Genomic DNA, 20,849 nt, shown 5'->3' with positions numbered 1-20,849 from the left:
AAGCCCGTGATGCAGACCCCGAGTGACTCGCCCGGATCCCCTTCGGATGATGCCCCGGCGTCCCTTTCTTCCACCGTCGAAGACCGCTCGTCGGGCCTCACGACGACGAAGCACATCTTCGTCACGGGAGGCGTCGTTTCCTCCCTCGGCAAGGGTCTGACTGCCGCGAGCCTCGGCAATCTGCTCACCGCTCGCGGCCTGCGTGTCGTGATGCAGAAGCTCGACCCGTACCTGAACGTCGATCCTGGAACGATGAACCCGTTCCAGCACGGCGAGGTCTTCGTAACCGACGACGGTGCTGAAACCGACCTCGACATCGGGCACTATGAGCGGTTCCTCGACATCGACCTGAGCCAAGCGGCCAATGTCACGACCGGGCAGATCTACTCCCAGGTCATCGCCCGCGAGCGCCGGGGTGAATACCTCGGCGACACGGTGCAGGTCATCCCGCACATCACCGATGAGATCAAGCGGCGCATGCGGTTGCAGGCGACCGAAGACCCGCAGCCCGATGTCATCATCACCGAGATCGGCGGCACCGTCGGTGACATCGAGTCGCAGCCGTTCATCGAGTCGGCGCGCCAGATCCGGCACGAGCTGGGTCGCAAGAACGTCTTCTTCGTGCACGTGTCGCTCGTGCCGTTCATGGGAGCCTCGGGGGAGCAGAAGACCAAGCCCACGCAGCACTCCGTGGCGACGCTGCGCTCGATCGGCATCCAGCCCGACGCACTCGTGCTGCGCAGCGATCGTCCCGTCACCGAGGCGAACAAGCGAAAGATCGCGCTCATGTGCGATGTCGACGAAGGCGCCGTCGTCAACGCGGTCGACGTGCCGAGCATCTACGACATCCCGACGATGCTCCACGACCAGGGGCTGGATGACTACATCGTCGACGCGCTCGATATCGCCAAGGCCGACCGCGTGGACTGGACGCGCTGGAGTCGCGTACTCCAGGCGGTCCACAACCCCAAGCACGAAGTCACCATCGGACTGGTCGGCAAGTACATCGATCTTCCCGACGCCTATCTGTCGGTGACCGAGGCCCTGAAGGCCGGCGGCTTCGCGCACGAGACCCACGTGAACATCACCTGGATTCCCTCGGACCTCTGCGAGACCCCGGAGGGCGCGGCGAAGGCGCTCGCGTCGGTTGATGGGATCGTCGTTCCCGGCGGGTTCGGCATCCGGGGCATCGAAGGCAAGCTCGGTGCGCTGCGATTTGCCCGCGAGCAGGGCATCCCGACGCTGGGCTTGTGCCTCGGCTTGCAGTGCATGGTGATCGAGTACGCGCGGAATATGGCAGACCTGCCGGGTGCGTCTTCGAGCGAGTTCGATCCCGACACCGAGTTCCCGGTCATCGCGACGATGGCCGAGCAGGTCGACATCATCGATCACGGCGACCTGGGCGGCACGATGCGGCTGGGGCTGTATCCGGCACAGCTCGACGAGGGGTCGATCGCGGCCGAAGTGTACGAATCCACGCGGGTTTCGGAGCGCCACCGCCACCGGTACGAGGTCAACAACGCCTACCGCGACCGCCTCGCAACCGCAGGCCTGCGTTTCTCGGGGCTCTCTCCCGACCGCAACCTCGTCGAATACGTCGAGTTGCCGCGCGAGGTGCACCCGTACTACATCGCGACCCAGGCCCACCCCGAGCTGCGCTCGCGGCCGACGGCGCCGCATCCGCTGTTCCGCGGGCTCGTGGGTGCGGCGCTGGACCGCCACCGTGCGAGCGAACTCTTCGACGTCGAATCGGATGAGTGACGAATCTGATGAGTGACACAGTGACCGGCGCCGTTCGAGATGAGCCGTTCGAGGCTCCCGTCGTCTCGTCGACTCTGGTACACGAGGGCCGGGTGTGGGATGTGCGCAGCGACACGGTTCGCTATGGCGATGCCGAGATCGTGCGTGAATATGTGGATCATCCCGGTGCTGCGGCTGTCGTCGCGATCGACGATGAGGGGCGGATGCTGCTGATTCAGCAGTATCGGCATCCGATTCGTCACCGGGACTGGGAGATCCCGGCGGGACTGCTCGATGTCGCCGGCGAACCGCCGATGGCAACGGCGCAACGGGAGCTTGCCGAGGAGGCTGACCTCGTCGCCGCGTCGTGGCAGCCGCTGGTGAGCATCTACACGACCCCGGGCGGCAACGACGAGGTCGTGCATCTGTTCCTTGCCCGCGGGCTGAGCCCGGCGCCGGAGGCGCACGAGCGCGAGGATGAGGAAGCCGACATTCGGCTCGAGTGGGTCCCCGTCGATGAGGTCATCACGGGTGTTCTCGACGGGAGCCTGCGAAACGGCATCCTCTCGGTGGGGGTGCTCGCCGCGGCCGAAGTGCTGCGTCGCGAACGCCGGGACTGAGGATGCAGCTCGATCGGGCGCTCGATGCGTACCTGCGCCACGTCACGATCGAGCGGGGCTTGTCGGCGCACACCGTGGCCGCGTATCGCCGTGATCTCGGGCCATACCGGCAGTGGCTCGCAGACCGCGGCATCGATGACTCGGCGCAGGTCACCGCGGCGCTGGTCACCGACTACATCGCCGAGCGCGCGGCATCCGACCCGCCGCCTGCTGCCACGAGTCTTGCGCGCCTGCAGTCATCGGTGCGGGGGATGCATCGGTTTCTCGTGGTCGAGGGAATCGATCGTATCGACCCGACGACCCACGTGAGGCCGCCGAAGATGCCCCGGCGCCTCCCGAAGGCTCTCACGATCGCCCAGGTCGAGGCGTTGCTGGCGGCTGCGGGTCCCGAGCCTGCCGCGGCGACACCCGGGGATCTCGTGGCGCTACGGGACCGCGCCCTTCTCGAACTGCTCTACGCAACGGGTGCGCGCGTCTCGGAGGCTGTGGGCGTCGATGTCGATGATGTGACCGATGGCGACATCCTGCGGGTGCGAGGAAAAGGTTCGAAAGAGCGCATCGTTCCGATCGGTTCGTACGCGCGGGCAGCCGTGGATGCCTACCTCACGCGGGCGCGTCCCGAGCTCGCACGCCGCGGCAAGGCCAGTCCGCGGCTGTTCCTCGGAGCGCGCGGGGCGCCGCTATCGCGGCAGAGCGCGTGGCTCGTCATCCAGGCGGCCGCCGAACGTGCACACCTCGAGGCCCACGTGTCGCCGCACACGCTGCGGCATTCGTTCGCGACGCACCTGCTGCAGGGAGGCGCCGACGTCCGCGTCGTGCAGGAGCTCCTCGGGCACGCCTCCGTCGCGACGACGCAAATCTACACGCACGTCAGCGTCGACGCCCTGCGTGATGTGTACGCGACCTCGCACCCTCGCGCGCGCTGAGCGCAGGTTCTAGGGCTGAACGCGCTGCTGCCATGCCCGCGCGGTGGTGGCGATGAGTTGATCCCAGTGCGCGGGACGGATGCCGAAGGTCTGCTCGGTCTCGCTGGCATCGACCTCGAACGGTGCGTCGAACTGATACAGCATCCCGTCAACCTCGCGAAGGAGAGGGACGACCAGGCTGCCGGTCTGGAGCAGCCACCGCGGCACGACGCGCAGTCGCGGTTCGGGAGCGCCGACTGCCGTGCTCAGTTCCCGGAGGGCGTCGCGCACACTGACGGGCGGATTGCTCGGGACGAGCCACGGCCGACCCCAGGCCCGCTCGTCTCGACCGAGCGCTGCCAGAGTTCGCGCGACGTCGTCGATCGCCGTCCAGGCGTGTGGCACGTCCGGGTCGGCGAACACGGAGGCGGGCTTGCCCGCGAGCGTTGACTGCGCGTACCTCGCGAGGAGCCCACTGGCAACGGGGAGAGTCGGGCCGATGTAGTCGGAGGCGCGGGCTTCTGTCGCGCGGATGCGGCCAGCCTCATGCGCCGCGCGCGCGTCATCCCACATCTTCGCCCGCAATGCGCCCTTGTGGTCGGTGGGGCGTAGTGGCATCTGGGCCGTCATCGGCACCGTGACCGGGCCGTAGCCGTACAGGTTCGACATCGTGACGAGCACCGCGCCCGTGGATTCCGCAGCGGCGAGCAGCGCCGACGCCATTGGCGGCCAGAGCCGCTCCCACTGCGTGTAGCTGCCGGGGTTCGCGCAGTTGTAGATCACGGCCGCACCCGCCGCGATTCGGGTGAGCGCCTCGGGGTCAGAGGCGTCCGCGGCTATCGAGGTGATGCTGTCGGTGCCCGGCGCACTGCCGGAGCGGGTGATGACGATCACCGACTCTCCGTCGCCTGCGAGGATGCGCGCGAGAGACGACCCGACCGGGCCGGCTCCGACGATGACGTGGGGTGCGCGGGACATGGCCCGAGTGTAGGCCGGAACGCGCACGGCACGCCTCGCGGTCGGTGAACGCTCGGTGACTAGAATCGATCAACGGCATGGCGAAGTCAGGAGAGTCGGTGGCGGGCAGCAAACGAGGCGCGAAGACGGACGCGGAGTCCGACATCCTCGGCCCCACCGGCCGGCCGTATCGCGGGTTCGACACCCCTCCGCCGCTGTCGTCGCACGGTCCTGCTCGGGTCATCGCACTGTGCAACCAGAAGGGCGGCGTCGGCAAGACCACGACGACGATCAACCTGGCTGCCTCGCTCGCGGACTACGGCAGGCGAGTGCTGGCCGTCGACTTCGACCCGCAGGGCGCGCTGTCGGCCGGTCTCGGCATCCCGACGCACGACATCACCACGATCTACGAGCTGCTGCTGGACCCCAAGCGTGACCCGCACGACGCGATCGTGAACACCTCTGTCGAGGGCCTCGACGTCATCCCGGCGAACATCGACCTGTCGGCGGCGGAAGTGCACCTCGTCAACGAGGTTGCCCGCGAGACGATCCTCGCCCGAGTGCTGCGCAAGGTCGCGGGTGAGTACGACGTCATCCTCATCGACTGCCAGCCCTCGCTCGGGCTTCTGACCGTGAACGCGCTCACCGCGAGCCACGGCGTGATCATTCCTCTCGAGTGCGAATACTTCGCGCTGCGCGGGGTCGCCCTGCTCATCGAGACGATTGACAAGGTGCGTGATCGTCTGAATCCCGACATCCGGCTCGATGGGGTTCTGGCGACCATGTACGACCCGCGCACGCTCCACTCGCGCGAGGTGCTCGAGCGCGTCGTCGAGGCGTTCGGCGATGACGTCTTGGAGACCGTGATCGGCCGCACCGTCAAGTTCCCGGACGCGTCAGTGTCGGGGATGCCGATCACGACGTTCGCTCCCGAACATGCCGCGGCGCAGGCCTATCTGCGGCTCGCGCGAGAGCTCGTCGCCCGTGGCGCCGTCGCCTGAGCACTCGAGCGCGACGGATGCCGCTCCCGGTGCCGGGGCGGATGGGACGGCCGGGGCGGACGGCGGGTTCCGCGTCACGCTCGATGTGTTCGACGGCCCGTTTGATCTGCTCCTGACCCTCATCACCAAACGCGAGCTCGATATCACCGAGGTCTCGCTGAGTGAGGTCACCAACGAGTTCATCGCTCACGTGCGTGCGCTGGGCCCCGAGCACGACCTGGACGAGTCGTCGCAGTTTCTGGTCGTCGCGGCGACGCTGCTGGACATGAAGGTCGCGGGGCTCCTGCCGCAGGGTGAGCTGGTGGATGCCGAAAGCGTCGCGCTGCTCGAGGCCCGCGATCTGCTCTTTGCCAGACTGCTGCAGTACCGCGCGTTCAAGGAGGTCTCGGCGTGGTTCGGGCGCAGCCTCGTGCGCGAGGACACGCGTCACGCGCGCACCGTGCGGCTCGATGCGAAGTACCGGGATGCCGTCCCCGAACTGGTCTGGACGCTCTCGCCGCAGGATTTTGCGGCGCTGGCGATGCTCGCGTTCGCGCCGAAGGAGATTCCCCACGTAGGGCTCGATCACCTGCACGCGCCCTTGGTCAGCATCCGCGAACAGGCGGCTGTCGTCGTGGCGCTGCTTCGAAGCTCCGGTTCGCTCAACTTTCGTGAACTGATCGCCGGCGTGGACCAACCCGGGATCGTGGTTGCCCGCTTCCTCTCGGTGCTGGAGCTCTACCGGCACGCAGCGCTCTCGTTCGAGCAGGTCGAGCCCCTCGGTGAACTCACGCTGCGCTGGACCGCCGAGCGGTGGTCGGACGAGAACCTTGCCACACTGGGAGCCGACTATGACCGATGACACGACTTCAGATATCGCCTCCGACATCACGCGCCGGATCGAGGCGATCATGATGATCCTCGACGAGCCCCACAGCCTCGTGAGCCTTGCCGCGGCTGTCGGCGCGCCGGTGCCCGCTGTGCGCCAGGCGATCGAAACCCTCGTCGCTGACTACGACGGTCTGACCGGTGGCCCCAAGCGCGGGTTCGAACTGCGCGAAGTCGGCGGTGGTTGGCGGCTATACGTGCGAGAAGAGTTCGACGATCTCGTGAGCGACTTCGTCGGAACGCAGGCTCCGTCGCGGCTCTCGCAGGCCGCCCTCGAAACGCTCGCCGTGATCGCCTACAAACAGCCCGTTACCCGCGGTCAGGTCGCGGCGATCCGTGCCGTCAACGTCGATTCGGTCGTGCGCACACTGCTGTCTCGAGGCCTCATCACCGAGGTGTTCACGGATCCCGACACCGGGGCGATCCACTACGGCACGACCGACGCCCTGCTCGTGAATCTCGGGATCAATTCACTCGATGAGCTGCCACACATCTCACCGCTCCTCGACGACGGCGCCGATGGCTTCGCGGGGGAGTCGATCCGATGACGGCATCCGGATTCGAGTCGGAGGGCCCCGACGGCGTGCGTCTGCAGAAGGTGCTCGCCGCGGCCGGTGTCGCGTCGCGCCGCGTGTCTGAGCAGCTGATCGCCGCGGGACGCGTTCGCGTCAACGGGCGCGTCGTCACCGAACTCGGGACGCGCATCGATCCGACCACAGACCTCGTGGACGTCGACGGCGTAGCGGTGCAGCTCGATGAGAGCAAACGCTACGTCGTGCTCAACAAGCCGCGCGGCGTCGTCAGCTCGATGCGCGACGAGCGGGGCAGGCCGGACCTGCGCGAATACACGGCGGAGTGGTCCGAGCGACTGTTCAACGTTGGACGCCTGGATGCCGACACCAGCGGACTGCTCGTTCTCACGAACGACGGCGACCTCGCGCATGTGCTCTCGCACCCGTCGTTCGGGGTGACGAAGGTCTACATCGCCAAGGTCGAGGGTCGCGTCACGCCGCAGACGATCGCCCGGCTCACGCGGGGTGTGACCCTCGAGGATGGTCCGATCGCCGCCGACAAGGCGCGGCTGCTGTCGGCATCCGATGCCGGAGGCGGCTCACTCGTGGAACTCACCCTGCACTCGGGTCGCAACCGCATCGTGCGGCGCATGATGGCGGAGGTCGGGCATCCGGTCGTGGAACTGGTGCGCCGTCAGTTCGGCCCGCTGCACCTGGGAAGCCTCCCGGTTGGGGCGGTAAGGGAGTTGACTACAGTAGAGCGAGGCGCATTGCTGACTCTTGCGCGCCGCGAGGGTGACCCGCAGCAAGAGATGGCGCCCCACGAGGCTGACGACTCTTCGTCGCCCGATTCTCAGGAGATCTCCCCGTGACGAGCACCGATACGTCAGCCGTGGCCGGCGGTGATTCGCTGACCCCGCGCGTCACCGGCACGGTGCGCGTCGTCGGCGCCGGACTCCTCGGCGCCAGCGTCGGACACGCACTGCGAGCGCGGGGCGTCGATGTCGTGCTCGAGGATGCCTCGCCATCGCAACTGCGTCTTGCCATCGACTACGGCGCGGGCCGTGCTGCGACGCCCGACGACCAGCCGACGCTCATCGTCGTCGCGGTTCCGCCGGATGTCGTCGCCGATGTCGTCGAGCGGGAGCTGCGCGCGTTCCCGGGCGCCGTCGTGACGGATGTCGCGAGCGTCAAGCTCGAGCCCCTGCAGGAGCTTCGAGGTCGCGGCGTCGACCTCACCCACTACATCGGGTCGCATCCGCTCGCCGGTCGGGAGCGGGGCGGCGCGATCTCGGCGCGGGGCGATCTGTTCATCGGAAGCCCGTGGGTGGTGTGCCGTGACGGCAAGACTCCGGCATCCGACCTCGCGCTTGTCGAGGCGCTCGCGCTGGATCTCGGCGCGACGCCGATCGAGATGACCCCCGAAGACCACGATCGTTCGGTCGCGCTGGTCTCCCACGTTCCCCAGCTGGTGGCGAGCCTCCTGGCGGGCCGGTTTACCAACGCCCCCGACGGGTCGCTGCGCCTTGCCGGTCAGGGTGTGCGTGACACGACCCGGATCGCTGCGTCGGCTCCCGAGCTGTGGGTGCAGATCCTCTCGGCCAACGCTGCCCCCGTCGTCGACATCCTGGATGCGCTGTCGCGGGATCTCGCAGCCGTCGCCGAGGCGCTGCGGGCGCCCGATGCCCCGGGTGCCCGGCGTGAGATCGCCGACACGATCCGTCGCGGCAACGAGGGCGTCGAACGCCTGCCGGGCAAGCACGGCCAGAACCGCCGCTTCGCTTCCCTCGTCGTGATGGTCGACGACACTGCCGGTCAGCTCGGTCGCCTGTTCGGTGACCTCGGCGCGCTCGCGGTCAACGTCGAGGATTTCCGGTTGGAGCACTCGCCGGGGGCTCCGTTCGGCCTCGCCGAGATCGCCGTCGCACCTTCCGTGCTGCGCGACGCGATCGCCGGACTCGAAGAGCGCGGATGGAAGATCGCGAGTACCACCAATGACTGACGCCTCTCACACCGCCGCCGACACCGTCGAATCCGACGTCGTGATCGTCGCGGTTGACGGCCCCGCCGGCAGCGGCAAGTCCAGCGTGTCGAAGCAGGTTGCCCGCTCGCTCGGGTTCGGCTACCTCGACACGGGAGCGGCATATCGGGCTCTTGCCTGGCATGCGCTGGCGCGCGAGGTCGATACCTCCGATGCCACCGCTGTGCTGGAAGCCGTCAGCGACTTCGACTTCCGCATTTCCCTGGACCCTGACGACTACTGGGTGCGCTCGGGCGAGACCGATGTGACCGATGCTATTCGCGAGCAGCGGGTGACGGATGCCGTGAGCGGCGTTGCTCGGGTCCCGGCGATCCGGCGGACGATCAATGCGGCGTTCCGGCGGCTGGTGGCGGCATCCGGTTGCCCCGGCGTCGTTGTGGAGGGTCGGGACATCACGACGGTTGTGGCTCCGGACGCGCCGGCGCGGATCCTGCTGACAGCCGACCCTGCGGTCCGAGCAGCGCGACGCAGCGCGGAGATCAGCGGGTCGACAGCGGCGGAGGTCGCCGAGGCCTTGCGACGCCGTGATTCGTCGGACTCGAAGGTCGTGGACTTCCTGACTGCCGCTCCGGGAGTTGTCGTGGTCGATTCGACCGCGTTGGATTTTGACGAGACGGTGGCCGAAGTGCTCGCCGTCGCCCGCCGGGAACTCGCGGGCGCCTCGATCGAGGGCGCCGACCGAGCAGCCCCCGGCGTGGAGGGGAAGGACTGACAATGAGCACCACTGGTGATGAGTTCGACGAGACAGCGGCGGGGGACGACAACCTCGCCGATACTCTCGCGGATCTCGACGATGAGCTGGCCGAGTCGCGGGCAGCAGCGCTGCGAGCGACCCTGGATGACTACGACCTCGACGAGGATGATGCCGCGGTACTCGCTGGCCTCGTTGCCGGTGACGACGGCATCGAGTACCTGCCGGCGCTGCCGGTCGTCGCGATCGTTGGGCGTCCGAACGTCGGCAAGTCGGCGCTCGTGAACCGCATCCTTGGCCGTCGCGAGGCTGTCGTCGAGGACACCCCCGGTGTCACGCGTGACCGCGTGACCTACAAGGCAGAGTGGATGGACCGCCGCTTCACCCTCGTCGACACGGGCGGGTGGGAGCCTGACGCGCGCGGTATCGATCGGTCGGTGGCCGCACAGGCGGAGATCGCGATCGATCTCTCGGATGTCGTGCTGTTCGTGGTCGACGCGATGGTGGGGGCGACCTCGACCGACGAGCATGTCGTCAAACTGCTGCGCAAGAGCGGCAAGCCGGTGTTCCTTGTCGCCAACAAGATCGACGACGCCCGCCAGGAGCCCGAAGCTGCCGCCCTGTGGAACCTGGGGCTCGGCGAGCCGCATCCGGTCTCCGCGATCCACGGTCGCGGGGTCGCTGACCTGCTCGATGAGATCATGAAGGTGCTGCCGGATGTCTCGGCCGTCGCCAAGCACGAGATCGGTGGACCGCGCCGCGTCGCGATCCTCGGTCGCCCGAACGTGGGCAAATCGTCGCTGCTGAACAAAGCCGCGGGCGAGGAGCGGGTTGTCGTCAACGACCTGGCGGGAACGACGCGCGACCCGGTTGACGAAATCGTCGAGATCGGCGGGCGCCTGTGGACCTTCGTCGACACTGCCGGCATCCGTCGTCGCGTTCACCTGCAGCAGGGTGCCGACTTCTACGCATCGCTTCGCACCTCGGCGGCGCTCGAGAAGGCGGAGGTCGCTGTCGTCGTGCTCGATGTCAGCCAGCCGCTCAGCGAGCAGGACGTGCGGATCATCGATCTGGTGCTGGAGTCAGGGCGGGCGCTCGTGCTCGCGTTCAACAAGTGGGACCTGCTCACGACACCCGAACTCGAGAACCAGGATCGTCGCCGGTACCTCGAGCGTGAGATCGAACAGGATCTCGCGCACGTCTCGTGGGCCCCGCGGGTGAACATCTCCGCGCGGACCGGACGCCATCTCGAGAAGCTCGTTCCGGCGCTCGAGACGGCGTTGGAGTCGTGGGATCAGCGGATCCCGACCGGCAAGTTCAACGCCTTCCTGGCTGAACTCGTCGCCGAGCATCCGCATCCGCTCCGCGGTGGCAAGCAGCCCCGCATCCTGTTCGGCACGCAGGCCGCCACGCGCCCGCCGACGTTCGTGCTGTTCACGACCGGATTCCTCGATCCCGGCTATCGCCGGTTCATCCAGCGCCGCTTGCGCGAGCTGTTCGGTTTCGAGGGCACCCCGATCGTGCTCAACATGCGGGTCCGGGAGCGCCGTCAGCGCTGAGCGTTCAGGCGCCGTCGGTCTGTGCCGGCGGCAGGTCCTGCAGGTGCGAGCGGTCGTCGCCCGGGTCCCCGGTGCCCTTGTCGGTGCCTGATTCGGCGTTACCGAAGTCGTGGTCTTCCCACTGACCGTGAGTTTCGCCGTTCTCTGGAGTCTCGATCATCTCGTGGTCGTGTGCGTTTCCCATGGCACCAGCCGACCACCCGTGCAGCGGTCGTGCGAGGGTCTTGACAATCGTGATCAGCGCGTGAGGACGCTGGGGAATGCTCCGGCGAACTCGGCGGCGATCATCTCGACCAGGTCGTCGGTTGCCGCGGTGGCGGGAACGGGCGGGGCATCCGGTCTCGTGCCCACATCCCGGGCTCGCTGCAGGGCCCACCACCGCACACCTTCGGCAAGGAGCTGTTCGCCCAGGAGGCGCAGCCGGTCGGCGTCGGTGAGCTTCGGGTCGACGGTCGTGCGCACCTCGTACGCCAGGGGGTGGTCGCTGCCGGCGCGGGCACGCGCGGCATCCAGCACGAGTCGCAGCGACCGCCACGCATGGATGCCGCTGCCGCGCCGCTGCGTGATGGTGGCGTAGTCGGCGGCGGACGCCTTGATGTCGAGGCCTACCCAGTCGACAGCGGGGAGGGCGGCATCCAACCGCTGCGGGAAAGCTCCCCCGGTGTGCAGGCCGACGCGCAGGCCGAGGCGTCGCGCATCGTCTGTGGCGGGCAGGAGCGCGGTCTGCATCGTCGGCTCGCCGCCGGAGAAGACGACGCCATCGAGCTGTCCACGACGCTGTTCGAGGAACGCGAGAACCTCGCGCCACGTGATCGTGCCCGCGCTGTGGGGGTCGATCAGGTCGGGGTTGTGGCAATAGACGCAGTCCCACGGACAGCCCTGGAGGAAGACAGTCGCGACGAGGCGGTCGGGCCAGTCCGAACCCGAGAATCGCGTGAGCCCGGCAATGCTCAGCTCGTCGGCGAGAAGGGGGGCGATGACGTTCACTGGTGTGCCATTAATGGCCGTGCTGCATCTTTCGCGGCTCGGTGTGCGTCGAAGTAGACCCGCTCAGCGGCTTCGCCCTGCTTGCCGATGTTGAACGATGACACCGGGCGGAAGTAGCCCATGACGCGCGTCCACACTTCGCAGTCTCGACCGCAGCGCGGGCAGAGCGGATGGTCGCCCGAGACGTATCCGTGTGCGGGACAGATCGAGAAGGTCGGTGTGACGGTGAGGTAGGGGAGCCGGAACCGTTCGAGCGAGCGCCGAACGAGGTTCTTGCAGACGGATCCCGACGCGACAGCTTCACCGAGATACAGGTGCAGCACCGTCCCGCCGGTGTAGAGCTGCTGCAGCGGCTCTTGCAGCTGCATCGCCTCGAACGGGTCGTCGGTGTAGCCGACCGGCAGTTGCGAGGAGTTCGTGTAGTACGGGTGGTCGGCGGTGCCCGCGTGGCGGATGCCGTCGCCGCCGGCGCCCCGGGGAGCGCCGCTCTGCTCGCCGAAGCTGGCGATGTCCAGCCGCGCGAACCGGTAGGTCGCGCTTTCGGCGGGGGTCGCTTCGAGGTTGTACATGTGCCCCGTCTGTTCCTGGGCTTCGACCATGCGAGCCCGAACGTGCTCGAGCAGCCACGACGCCAACTCCATGCCCTCGGCATCCGTGATGTCGTGAGCGTCGAGGGTGAAGTTGCGGATGAACTCGTTGATGCCGTTGACGCCGATCGTTGAGAAGTGGTTGTCGAGCGTGCCGAGATAGCGCTTCGTGTAGGGGAAGAGGCCGCCGTCGATGTGACGGCCAATGACCTCGCGCTTTGCCTCGAGGCTGTCGCGGGCGACCTCGAGCAGCGCGTCGAGGCGGCGCAGGACGCCGTCGGCGTCGCCGGGGAAGAGGTAGCCCAGGCGTGCGCAGTTGACCGTCACGACCCCGACGGATCCGGTCTGCTCGGCCGATCCGAACAGACCGTTGCCGCGTTTGAGCAGCTCGGTCAGGTCGAGCTGCAGGCGGCAGCACATCGAGCGGATCATGTGCGGGTCGAGGTCGGAGTTGACGAAGTTCTGGAAGTAGGGCAAGCCGTAGCGGGCGGTCATCGCGAACAGGGCGTCGACGTTGGGCAAGTCCCAGTCGAAGTCCTTCGTGATGTTGTAGGTCGGGATAGGGAAGGTGAAGGCACGACCCTCAGCATCCCCCTGGCTGTATACATCGATGAAGGCGCGGTTGATGATCGCCATTTCGTCGGCGAGGTCGCCGTAGGCGAAGGGTTGGACGACGCCGCCGATGAGCGGATGCTGGTCGGCTAGGTCATCGGGACACGTCCAGTCGAAGGTGAGGTTCGTGAAGGGCGTCTGCGTGCCCCAGCGGGAGGGGACGTTGAGGTTGAAGACGAACTCCTGCACGGCTTGGCGCACCTGTTCGTACGAGAGTCCGTCGATCCGGACGAACGGCGCGAGGTAGGTGTCCACGGAGCTGAAAGCCTGCGCGCCGGCCCACTCGTTTTGCAGCGTGCCGAGGAAGTTGACCATCTGACCCATGGCTGCCGAGAGGTGCCGTGGGGGAGCAGCGGAGATGCGCCCGGGGATACCGTTGAAGCCTTGCTCGAGGAGCGCGCGGAGCGACCACCCGGCGCAGTAGCCGGCGAACATGTCGAGATCGTGGATGTGGATGTCGCCGTCGCGGTGCGCGGCTCCAGCCTCGGGCGCGTAGACCTCGTCGAGCCAGTAGTTGGCGATGATCTTGCCCGCGGTGTTGAGGATCATGCCGCCCAGTGAGTAGCCCTGGTTCGCGTTGGCGTTCACACGCCAGTCAGACTGCGACAGGTACTCGTTGATCGTCTCGGAGACGGCGACGGTACGTGGCGTGGCGGAGATACGACGGTTCATCGGCGGCTTCCTTCGGGGTGCGGTGGCGCTGGTTTGAAAGCTCTCGCGCAGTGCGGGATGCCACTATATGCAGCGTCCAATCTCGTTCGCGACACAATATGTGGTGTCACACATGGTCAGACCACATGGTGTCATGCATCCTTGTGGCGGCGTACAGCCTCGCGTGTCGGTCCAGGCGAAATCGCGACGGAGGAGTATGTGCCCGGAGCCCATCTCTTTCGGTCGCGCCGTGTTGCGGGTGTTGCGTGCTGGATGCCACAACACGGCGCGACTGAACGGATTGGCATCGGGCGGGCTCTTCGCACGCCCCGCGACGAGGGACCTTTGCCCCTGACTGCGGATATACCCCCGGGAGTACCTTCATCTCGGAGCCGCGAACTGCTGCGGCCCGAATGCGAGGAGAACACCATGAAGATCGTCGTCGTCGGAGGAGTCGCCGGCGGAGCATCCGTCGCGGCGAGGGCTCGCCGTCTGGACGAGTCGGCTGAGATCGTCGTTCTCGAGCGGGGCGAGTACGTATCGTTCGCGAACTGCGGTCTGCCGTACCACATCGGCGGTGTCATCGCCGATCGCAGCCGGCTCCTGCTCCAGACCCCCGAGAGTCTTCGCGAGTCGCTCGACATCGATGTACGCATCGGCCAGGATGTCGTCGGTCTCGACCCCGCGGCCCAGACGGTTACGGTGCGCGAAGTCGCGACCGGGCGCGAGTACACCGAGTCGTACGACGCGCTCGCGCTGTGCCAGGGCGCCGATCCGCTGCAGCTTCCGCTTCCGGGCATCGACCTTCCCGGCATCCACACCCTGCGAAACGTCACTGACATGGACGCCATCAAGTCGCGCCTCGACGAGGCTCTCGCCGCCGCCGCGGCTCAGGGCCGTGCCGCGAAGACCGTGGTCATCGGCGCGGGCTACATCGGCATCGAGATGGCCGAGAACCTCATTCACCGCGGAGCCGAGGTCACCCTCGTCGAGCTTGCCGACCAGATCCTGCCGCCCCTCGACAAGGACGTCTCGATTCCGGTCGAGCAGCACGCGCGGGGGAGGGGAGTCGAACTGCAGCTCGGCACTGCTGCGGCTGCCTTCACCCGGGCATCCGACGGGATGCTGCGGGTCGAACTCAACAACGGCCAGTCGCTGCCGGCAGACCTGGTCGTGCTCTCGGCGGGCGTGCGACCCAACGTGGGTCTGGCCCGCGAGGCGGGGCTCGAGATCGGAGAGCGCGGCGGGATCGTCGTTGACACGCATATGCGCACCTCCGACCCCCACATCTGGGCGGCGGGCGATGCCGTCGAGACCGCGCACACCGTGCTGCCGGGGCGCTGGATCACACCGCTTGCCGGGCCCGCGAACCGCGAAGCGCGCGTTGCCGCCGAGAACATCTGCGGCCGCGACACCGAGTACCTCTCGACGCAGGGCACTTCGATCGTGAAGGTGTTCGACATGACAGCCGGCGCTACGGGGGCGAACGAGCGTCAGCTTGAACGGGCAGGCGTCGACTACCTCACCGCACACGTGCATCCGTCAGGGCACGCCGGGTACTACCCGGGCACGGCGCAGATGCACATCAAGGTCACGTTCGCGCCCACGGACGGCAAGCTCCTCGGGGCACAGATCGCCGGGTTCGACGGGGTCGACAAGCGGCTGGATGTCTTCGCGACCGCGATCAGGCTCGGTGCGACGGTCCACGACCTCGAGCACCTCGAGCTCGCGTACGCGCCGCCGTTCGGTTCGGCGAAGGACCCCGTCAACATGGCGGGATTCGTCGCGAGTAACGTGCTCAGCGGTGACCTGAAGCTCTGGTACGCGAAGGACTACCCGGCAGCGACCGACGGATGCCGCATCATCGACGTGCGCACCGACGTCGAATACGACATCTGGCACATCTCGGGAGCCGAGAACGTGCCTCTCGGCATCCTTCGCGAGGCGTGCGAGAGCTGGGACCGGGACGTTCCCATCCGTCTGTACTGCGCTGTCGGGTTCCGCAGCTACCTCGCGTACCGGGCGCTCGTGCAGCGCGGGTTCACCGATGTGCGGACGCTCTCGGGCGGCTCGACGACGTTCCGCTTCTTCCATGACCTCGAGCCCGTGGGGTTCGTGGCCAAGCCCGCCGAGATCCCGTATGCCGAGGCATCCGATCTGCTCGCCCAGGTGAAGGGGTCGGGCCAGGTGGTCGACCTCGACTGCACGGGGCTCGCGTGCCCAGGCCCGATCATGAAGCTCACGAAGCAGATGGACGAGCTGCAGCCGGGCGACGACGTCGTCGTGCACGTCTCGGATCCCGGGTTCGCGCACGACGCTCCGGCGTGGGCCGCAAGCCACGGCCACGAGATGCTCGCGATCGCACCCGAGGGGCCCGGCTATGTGGCGACCTTCCGCAAGAGCGCGGGAACGGATGCCCCGCGCGCCGTGCAGACGCTGAATCAGACATCCTTCGTGGTCTTCTCGGGCGACCTCGACAAGGCCATCGCGGCGTTCATCATTGCCAACGGTGCGCTCGCGATGGGGCAGAAAGTGTCGATGTTCTTCACGTTCTGGGGCCTGAACATGCTGCGTCGGCACGATGCACCGCCGCGCGAGAAGAAGGTCATGGATCGGATGTTCGCGATGATGATGCCCTCGGATGCCGGCCACCTGCCGCTGTCGCAGATGAACATGGCGGGCATGGGACCCAAGATGATCAAGGACGTCATGAAGCAGCACAACGTCCCGACCCTCGAGGAACTCATGGCCTCGGCGCGCGAGGGAGGTGCACAGCTGGTGGCGTGCACGATGACGATGGACCTGCTCGGGATCGCCGAATCCGACCTGCAGGACGGAATCGACTTCGGTGGTGTTGCCACGTTCCTCGGCGAGGCCCAGAAGTCCGGGACGACCCTGTTCATCTAGCGCGCGACCGGTGGAGCCCGCTCGGTGTGACAGGCTGAGATCGTGACGATCGAACCCTCGGCTCCCGGCGAGCCGCGCCGCCCGTCGGGCCCGCGCGATCCCGGTGACGCATGGGTCATCGCGCCGACGGGGGAGCGATACTGGGGCCGGTTCGGCGCGGCGGGTCTTCTTGCCGTGGATGCCGAGCGCGGCATCCTGTTGCAGCACCGGGTCGGGTGGAGCCACCACGGCGGCACCTGGGCACTGCCCGGCGGTGCGCGACACGAGAACGAGGATGCCGGTGTGGCGGCGCTCCGCGAGGCGCGGGAGGAAGCCGCGGTGCCGCCGGATGCCGTGCGGCAGCGGTTCTGGAGCGTGCTCGACCTCGACATCTGGTCGTACACGACGGTGATCGCGGATGTCATCGTGCCGTTTGACCCGCAGATCGCGGATGCCGAGAGCGTCGCGCTCGAGTGGGTTCCGGTAGGCGAGGTCGCGGACCGGCCGCTGCATCCGGCGTTCGCCTCGGCATGGGAGCACCTTGGCCCGCTGCTGTCGGTGCGCCCGGCCGTCGTGATCGACGCGGCGAACGTCGTGGGTTCGGTGCCTGACGGATGGTGGCGCGACCGCGCCGGTGCTGCCGGCCGGCTCATTGACCGGGTCAGGGGTTGGCAGGCGCGGGGAGTGGATGCCAACGCGCTCGAGCTTCCGGGCGCGCACTGGTTCCCTGACGTGTCGATCGTGCTCGAGGGGCAGGCCAAGGCCGCGGACCTGCCTGCGGATGGCGCAGGCGCCGGCATCCGTGTCGTGTTGGCCCCCGGCGAGGGTGATGACGAGATCGTGGCCGAGACGCAGCGGCGCATCGGCGCCGGTGAGCAGGTCGTCGTCGTGACGAGCGACCGGGGACTCGCCGATAGGGTCAGCGTCGCAGGTGCATTGGCCGTCGGTGCCGGCTGGCTGCTCGATCAGCTCGACGAGGGCGCGTAGCCCAGCCTTATTCGGCGGACCGGCCCCGCAGTCGGTCGATGTCGCGACGTTCGCGCTTGGTCGGCCTCCCTGCGCCGCGGTCGCGAACCGGGACGAACGGGGTCTCTTCCCGAGACGGGCGCGCCGGGGTGCGGTCGTCGACCGCGAGGGCGGCCGCCGGAGCTCCGACGCGCTTTGTCAGCAGCTGCTTGACGACGAGGATGCGGTCGAAGCCCGCGATCCGGACCCGCAGCTCATCGCCGATCCGCACGGGCTGGGCCGCCTTCGCGCGGTCCCCACCGACCCGCACATGCCCCGCGCGGCATGCCGCTGTCGCTGCGGATCGGGTCTTGTAGACCCGGACTGCCCAGAGCCAGGCATCCACGCGAACGGAGTCGGTCACACCGTCGATTCTCTCGCGGCCCGCGCAGCGTGGGTCGCGATCACCGCTCCCACGGCGATGAGTCCCTGCCCGAGCGTGTAGGTGATCATGACGAGGGCGCTGCTGCCCGACGGCATCGTTTCGGGGAGGAAAAGCCGGAACGCGAGCACCGTGTCGGAGATGAGGAAGAACGCTCCACCCCACGCAACGGCCGGGTGGCATCGGGTGGACAGCACGGCTGTGCCACCGAGGACGAGTCCGTAGATCGCGACCCCCACGGCAAGTCCGCCGAGGGCCGGCCAGAGGTAGACGACCAGGACGACCCACCAGACCGCATAGACGGCAGACCACCACGGCAGCCGCCGCAGCGCGAGGAACCGCCAGAACAGCACAATGTAGGCGATATGCGCGAGACCGAAGCACAGGAGCATCGCCGGGAGTTCGTCATCAAGGAACGGGAAAAAGGTCGCGGCGCCGTCGCCGAGCCACGACAGCGCGAGAGCGACGAACAGCAGCGTGTAGGGGGCACCCCACTGCGAACCCCGGCCGCCCCAGAGCACAGCCACGGCAAGCAGCGGCATGAGCGCGAGCTTGGTGGGGCCGCTCACGGCATCCCACCCCGACAGCAGTGCCGTGACGTGCACGATCGACACCGCGACGTAGGGCAAGAACCCCCACCACCAGCGCGGAGAGAGGTCGGATGCGGCGACTCGGGTCGTAGCGGCATCAGCGGTCACAGACACTCCTTCGTGTTGGGAACCGCTCCCACCCTATTGCCGCTGAGCGCGCGAGAGGTAGCGCTGGTCGCACGCGGATTGCGAGAATGAACGGGGAGGGAGTCAGGATGGCGGACTCGGTTGTGACGGCATGTCCGTCGTGTGGTGCGAAGAATCGGGTGCCGGCGGCGCGAACCGGTAAGGTCCGTTGCGCCTCGTGCCACGCAGATCTGCCCTGGCTTGTGGAGGCCGACGATGCCTCGTTCGACGCCGTCGTTGGTAGCGCGACGCTTCCGGTGCTGGTGGACGTGTGGGCGCCATGGTGCGGCCCGTGCCGGATGGTGTCGCCAATCGTCGAGCAGATGTCGCGGGACTTCGCCGGAAAGCTGAAGGTCGTCAAGGTGAACTCGGACGAGTCACCGCGCGTCTCGCAGCGTCACGGCATCCAGAGCATTCCGACTCTGCTGCTCTACCGAAACGGTGCGGAGCAATCGCGGCAGATCGGTGCGCTTCCGGCACCGCAGCTGCGCCAGTGGGTTGCCGCGCAGGTCGGCTAGGGCTGGGTTCGTGCGCTGCCGCCCGGACCGGCTAAGATAGGGGAGTTGTCCGCGCTTCGGTGCGGGTTCCGGGATGTGGCGCAGCTTGGTAGCGCACTTGACTGGGGGTCAAGGGGTCGCAGGTTCAAATCCTGTCATCCCGACGGAAAAGCCCTGATGAGACGCAAGTTTCATCAGGGCTTCATCGTTTGCGTCGACGAGTTTTTTGTTGGTCCCACTCTCGTCCCCTGGCCGATTCTGAGCCGACGCTTGGGCTCCGGAGTGCGGCTCGAAATGGACTGGCCTGTGGATAAGGGGGGAGCCTGACCCGGTTTCCCGGACACCAACTTTGAGGCGATGATCGTCTCGGAAGGAGTCCGTGAGATGCCTGCTGCCCACCCGCCGGAGTTCCGGCGTCGAGCCCTCGACCTCGTCGCGCAGGGCAACCCGGTTGCCCAGACCGCGCGCGATCTCGGGATCGGCGAGTCCTGTCTTCGCAACTGGATGAGCCGCGACGCGATCGACTCCGGCCGCAAGCCCGGGATCACGACCGATGAGCACAAGGAGCTCGTCGAGTTGCGCCGCCGGAACCGGGTGCTGGAGATGGAGATCGAGATCCTCAAGCGCGCGTCGGCGTACTGAATCGGCCTGACTTTCGTTCCTATCGGGAGCCTTGTCCGGCAGGTGCTGGGTTGGCTGATTCGAGGTCAGCGTAATACGCCTGCTCGACCTCGAGGGGAGTGCGCATGTCGAGCTCCCCGTGGGGGCGCTGGTTGTTCCACCACCACACGTATTCGAGGGTCGCGAGTTCGACCTGCTCGACCGTTCGCCAGGGCCCGCGTTGGCGGATCAGTTCGTTGTTGACCGCCTCGGCGAGGGCGTTGTCGATCGAGTCGCCGACTGTTCCGGTTGAGGGAACAGCGCCGAGTTCGACGATCCGGTCGGTGTAGATCATCGCCATGTAGTTCGACCCGTGATCCGAGTGATGCGTCAGCCCGGTGAGGTCACCACCGGCGTCCCACGCGGCCATATCCAGCGCTTGCAGGGGGAGGATCTCCGACCGGAGCGTCGACGCGACGTTCCAGCTCACGAGGCGGCGCGAGTAGACATCGGTGACGAACGCGACGTAGGCGAACCCGGACCATGTCGCAACATAGGTCACGTCGCAGACCCAGAGACGTCGCGGCGCTGGTGCGGTGAACCGGCGGTTCACGAGATCGCTCGGCAGCACGGTCGTCTTGTCCGAGCGGGTCGTGAACACCCGCTTCGACGTGCGAACCCCGCGCACCCCGGCGAGGCGCATGAGGCGCTCGGTCTGGTCCCGACCGATCTCCCACCCTTGTCGGCGCATCAGGGCGTGCATCTTCCGGCGCCCGTAGACGCCGTAGTTCTCCGCATGCAACCGGGCGACCTCCGGGACGGGGAGTTCGTCCTTCAGCTGCCGGGCCGACGGGGCGCGGCCGACCGCGGCGCGATACCCGCGCGCGGTGAGAAAGCCCTGCACTGCCGGGCGGAGGACCCGGCAGATGAGCTCGACCCCGAAACGATCCCGGTACTCGTTGATGAACCGGATCATCTCGGTCAGGGGCGGTCGAGCTCCTTCGCGAAAAACACGCTCGCAGCCTTAAGGATC

The 20,849-nt window shown here is 67.5% G+C and carries 21 protein-coding genes and 1 tRNA gene; 15 read left to right on the top strand and 7 right to left on the bottom strand.

Features of this window, described 5'->3' with window-relative positions:
• The first annotated feature begins 9 nt into the window (after positions 1–9).
• The 3 genes from AADH62_RS10505 to xerD are packed head-to-tail and all read left to right on the top strand — an operon-like array spanning position 10 to position 3,286.
• The gene (locus tag AADH62_RS10505; protein ID WP_341579526.1) at positions 10–1,761 is read left to right on the top strand and encodes a CTP synthase; all 1,752 of its coding nucleotides are present in this window, start codon (positions 10–12) and stop codon (positions 1,759–1,761) included.
• Between the two features lie 8 nt (positions 1,762–1,769).
• Positions 1,770–2,360 carry an NUDIX hydrolase gene (locus AADH62_RS10500; protein WP_341579428.1) on the top strand — a complete coding sequence of 197 codons (591 nt, stop codon included), beginning with the start codon at positions 1,770–1,772 and terminating at the stop codon, positions 2,358–2,360.
• 2 nt (positions 2,361–2,362) lie between these two features.
• The gene (gene xerD, locus AADH62_RS10495; RefSeq protein ID WP_341579427.1) at positions 2,363–3,286 is read left to right on the top strand and encodes a site-specific tyrosine recombinase XerD; all 924 of its coding nucleotides are present in this window, start codon (positions 2,363–2,365) and stop codon (positions 3,284–3,286) included.
• A gap of 9 nt (positions 3,287–3,295) precedes the next feature.
• On the opposite strand, the gene AADH62_RS10490 is transcribed toward xerD, so the two are convergent.
• Positions 3,296–4,243 (bottom strand): NAD-dependent epimerase/dehydratase family protein, encoded by a 948-nt coding sequence (locus AADH62_RS10490; protein ID WP_341579426.1) that lies wholly within the window; start codon positions 4,241–4,243, stop codon positions 3,296–3,298.
• 77 nt (positions 4,244–4,320) lie between these two features.
• Here AADH62_RS10490 and AADH62_RS10485 point away from each other — a divergent pair, with 77 nt between their 5' ends.
• Genes AADH62_RS10485 through der form a run of 7 tightly spaced genes read left to right on the top strand, consistent with a single transcriptional unit; the run spans position 4,321 to position 10,893 of the window.
• Positions 4,321–5,223: a ParA family protein gene (locus AADH62_RS10485; protein ID WP_341579425.1), complete on the top strand. Its 903-nt coding sequence runs from the start codon at positions 4,321–4,323 to the stop codon at positions 5,221–5,223.
• The gene (locus AADH62_RS10480) at positions 5,207–6,064 is read left to right on the top strand and encodes a segregation and condensation protein A (RefSeq protein WP_425355674.1); all 858 of its coding nucleotides are present in this window, start codon (positions 5,207–5,209) and stop codon (positions 6,062–6,064) included. The genes AADH62_RS10485 and AADH62_RS10480 overlap by 17 nt, the downstream gene beginning before the upstream one ends.
• A complete protein-coding gene (gene scpB / locus AADH62_RS10475) occupies positions 6,054–6,638 on the top strand; it encodes an SMC-Scp complex subunit ScpB (protein ID WP_341579424.1) in 585 nt (194 codons plus the stop codon). The genes AADH62_RS10480 and scpB overlap by 11 nt, the downstream gene beginning before the upstream one ends.
• The gene (locus tag AADH62_RS10470; RefSeq protein WP_341579423.1) at positions 6,635–7,474 is read left to right on the top strand and encodes a pseudouridine synthase; all 840 of its coding nucleotides are present in this window, start codon (positions 6,635–6,637) and stop codon (positions 7,472–7,474) included. Before scpB ends, AADH62_RS10470 begins: the two co-directional genes overlap by 4 nt.
• Positions 7,471–8,604 (top strand): prephenate dehydrogenase, encoded by a 1,134-nt coding sequence (locus AADH62_RS10465; RefSeq protein ID WP_341579422.1) that lies wholly within the window; start codon positions 7,471–7,473, stop codon positions 8,602–8,604. Before AADH62_RS10470 ends, AADH62_RS10465 begins: the two co-directional genes overlap by 4 nt.
• A complete protein-coding gene (gene cmk, locus AADH62_RS10460; RefSeq protein ID WP_341579421.1) occupies positions 8,597–9,355 on the top strand; it encodes a (d)CMP kinase in 759 nt (252 codons plus the stop codon). Before AADH62_RS10465 ends, cmk begins: the two co-directional genes overlap by 8 nt.
• A gap of 2 nt (positions 9,356–9,357) precedes the next feature.
• The gene (gene der / locus AADH62_RS10455) at positions 9,358–10,893 is read left to right on the top strand and encodes a ribosome biogenesis GTPase Der (RefSeq protein ID WP_341579420.1); all 1,536 of its coding nucleotides are present in this window, start codon (positions 9,358–9,360) and stop codon (positions 10,891–10,893) included.
• A gap of 4 nt (positions 10,894–10,897) precedes the next feature.
• Here der and AADH62_RS10450 read toward each other — a convergent pair whose 3' ends face one another.
• Genes AADH62_RS10450 through AADH62_RS10440 form a run of 3 tightly spaced genes read right to left on the bottom strand, consistent with a single transcriptional unit; the run spans position 10,898 to position 13,751 of the window.
• On the bottom strand, positions 10,898–11,077 hold the full coding sequence (locus AADH62_RS10450) for a hypothetical protein (protein WP_292713242.1): 180 nt from the start codon (positions 11,075–11,077) through the stop codon (positions 10,898–10,900).
• 53 nt (positions 11,078–11,130) lie between these two features.
• On the bottom strand, positions 11,131–11,880 hold the full coding sequence (locus tag AADH62_RS10445) for an anaerobic ribonucleoside-triphosphate reductase activating protein (RefSeq protein ID WP_341579419.1): 750 nt from the start codon (positions 11,878–11,880) through the stop codon (positions 11,131–11,133).
• Complete coding sequence (locus AADH62_RS10440; protein ID WP_341579418.1) at positions 11,877–13,751, bottom strand: ribonucleoside triphosphate reductase; 1,875 nt, start codon at positions 13,749–13,751, stop codon at positions 11,877–11,879. The genes AADH62_RS10445 and AADH62_RS10440 overlap by 4 nt, the downstream gene beginning before the upstream one ends.
• A 408-nt stretch (positions 13,752–14,159) precedes the next feature.
• Between AADH62_RS10440 and AADH62_RS10435 the strand changes: the two genes are divergently transcribed.
• Positions 14,160–16,637 carry an FAD-dependent oxidoreductase gene (locus AADH62_RS10435; RefSeq protein ID WP_341579417.1) on the top strand — a complete coding sequence of 826 codons (2,478 nt, stop codon included), beginning with the start codon at positions 14,160–14,162 and terminating at the stop codon, positions 16,635–16,637.
• Positions 16,638–16,679: 42 nt separating this feature from the next.
• Positions 16,680–17,603 (top strand): NUDIX hydrolase, encoded by a 924-nt coding sequence (locus tag AADH62_RS10430; protein ID WP_341579416.1) that lies wholly within the window; start codon positions 16,680–16,682, stop codon positions 17,601–17,603.
• 7 nt (positions 17,604–17,610) lie between these two features.
• On the opposite strand, the gene AADH62_RS10425 is transcribed toward AADH62_RS10430, so the two are convergent.
• Positions 17,611–17,985, bottom strand: a complete 375-nt coding sequence (locus AADH62_RS10425; RefSeq protein WP_292727525.1) for an RNA-binding S4 domain-containing protein — start codon at positions 17,983–17,985, stop codon at positions 17,611–17,613.
• Positions 17,982–18,701: a lysoplasmalogenase gene (locus AADH62_RS10420; protein WP_341579415.1), complete on the bottom strand. Its 720-nt coding sequence runs from the start codon at positions 18,699–18,701 to the stop codon at positions 17,982–17,984. Before AADH62_RS10420 ends, AADH62_RS10425 begins: the two co-directional genes overlap by 4 nt.
• Before the next feature lie 107 nt (positions 18,702–18,808).
• Here AADH62_RS10420 and trxA point away from each other — a divergent pair, with 107 nt between their 5' ends.
• From trxA to AADH62_RS10405, 3 genes are all read left to right on the top strand, one after another.
• A complete protein-coding gene (trxA, locus tag AADH62_RS10415; protein WP_341579414.1) occupies positions 18,809–19,237 on the top strand; it encodes a thioredoxin in 429 nt (142 codons plus the stop codon).
• A gap of 69 nt (positions 19,238–19,306) precedes the next feature.
• Positions 19,307–19,380, top strand: a tRNA-Pro gene (locus AADH62_RS10410).
• A gap of 220 nt (positions 19,381–19,600) precedes the next feature.
• Positions 19,601–19,858 (top strand): transposase, encoded by a 258-nt coding sequence (locus AADH62_RS10405; protein WP_341579413.1) that lies wholly within the window; start codon positions 19,601–19,603, stop codon positions 19,856–19,858.
• A gap of 19 nt (positions 19,859–19,877) precedes the next feature.
• Here the strand turns inward: AADH62_RS10405 and AADH62_RS10400 are convergent, their stop codons facing one another.
• Positions 19,878–20,792 carry an IS3 family transposase gene (locus tag AADH62_RS10400; RefSeq protein WP_341579412.1) on the bottom strand — a complete coding sequence of 305 codons (915 nt, stop codon included), beginning with the start codon at positions 20,790–20,792 and terminating at the stop codon, positions 19,878–19,880.
• Positions 20,793–20,849: the final 57 nt, after the last annotated feature.

The organism is Microbacterium schleiferi (genome assembly GCF_038150145.1).
GTDB classification, from domain to species: domain Bacteria; phylum Actinomycetota; class Actinomycetes; order Actinomycetales; family Microbacteriaceae; genus Microbacterium; species Microbacterium schleiferi_B.
This window is presented reverse-complemented; position numbering and strand designations above follow the sequence as displayed.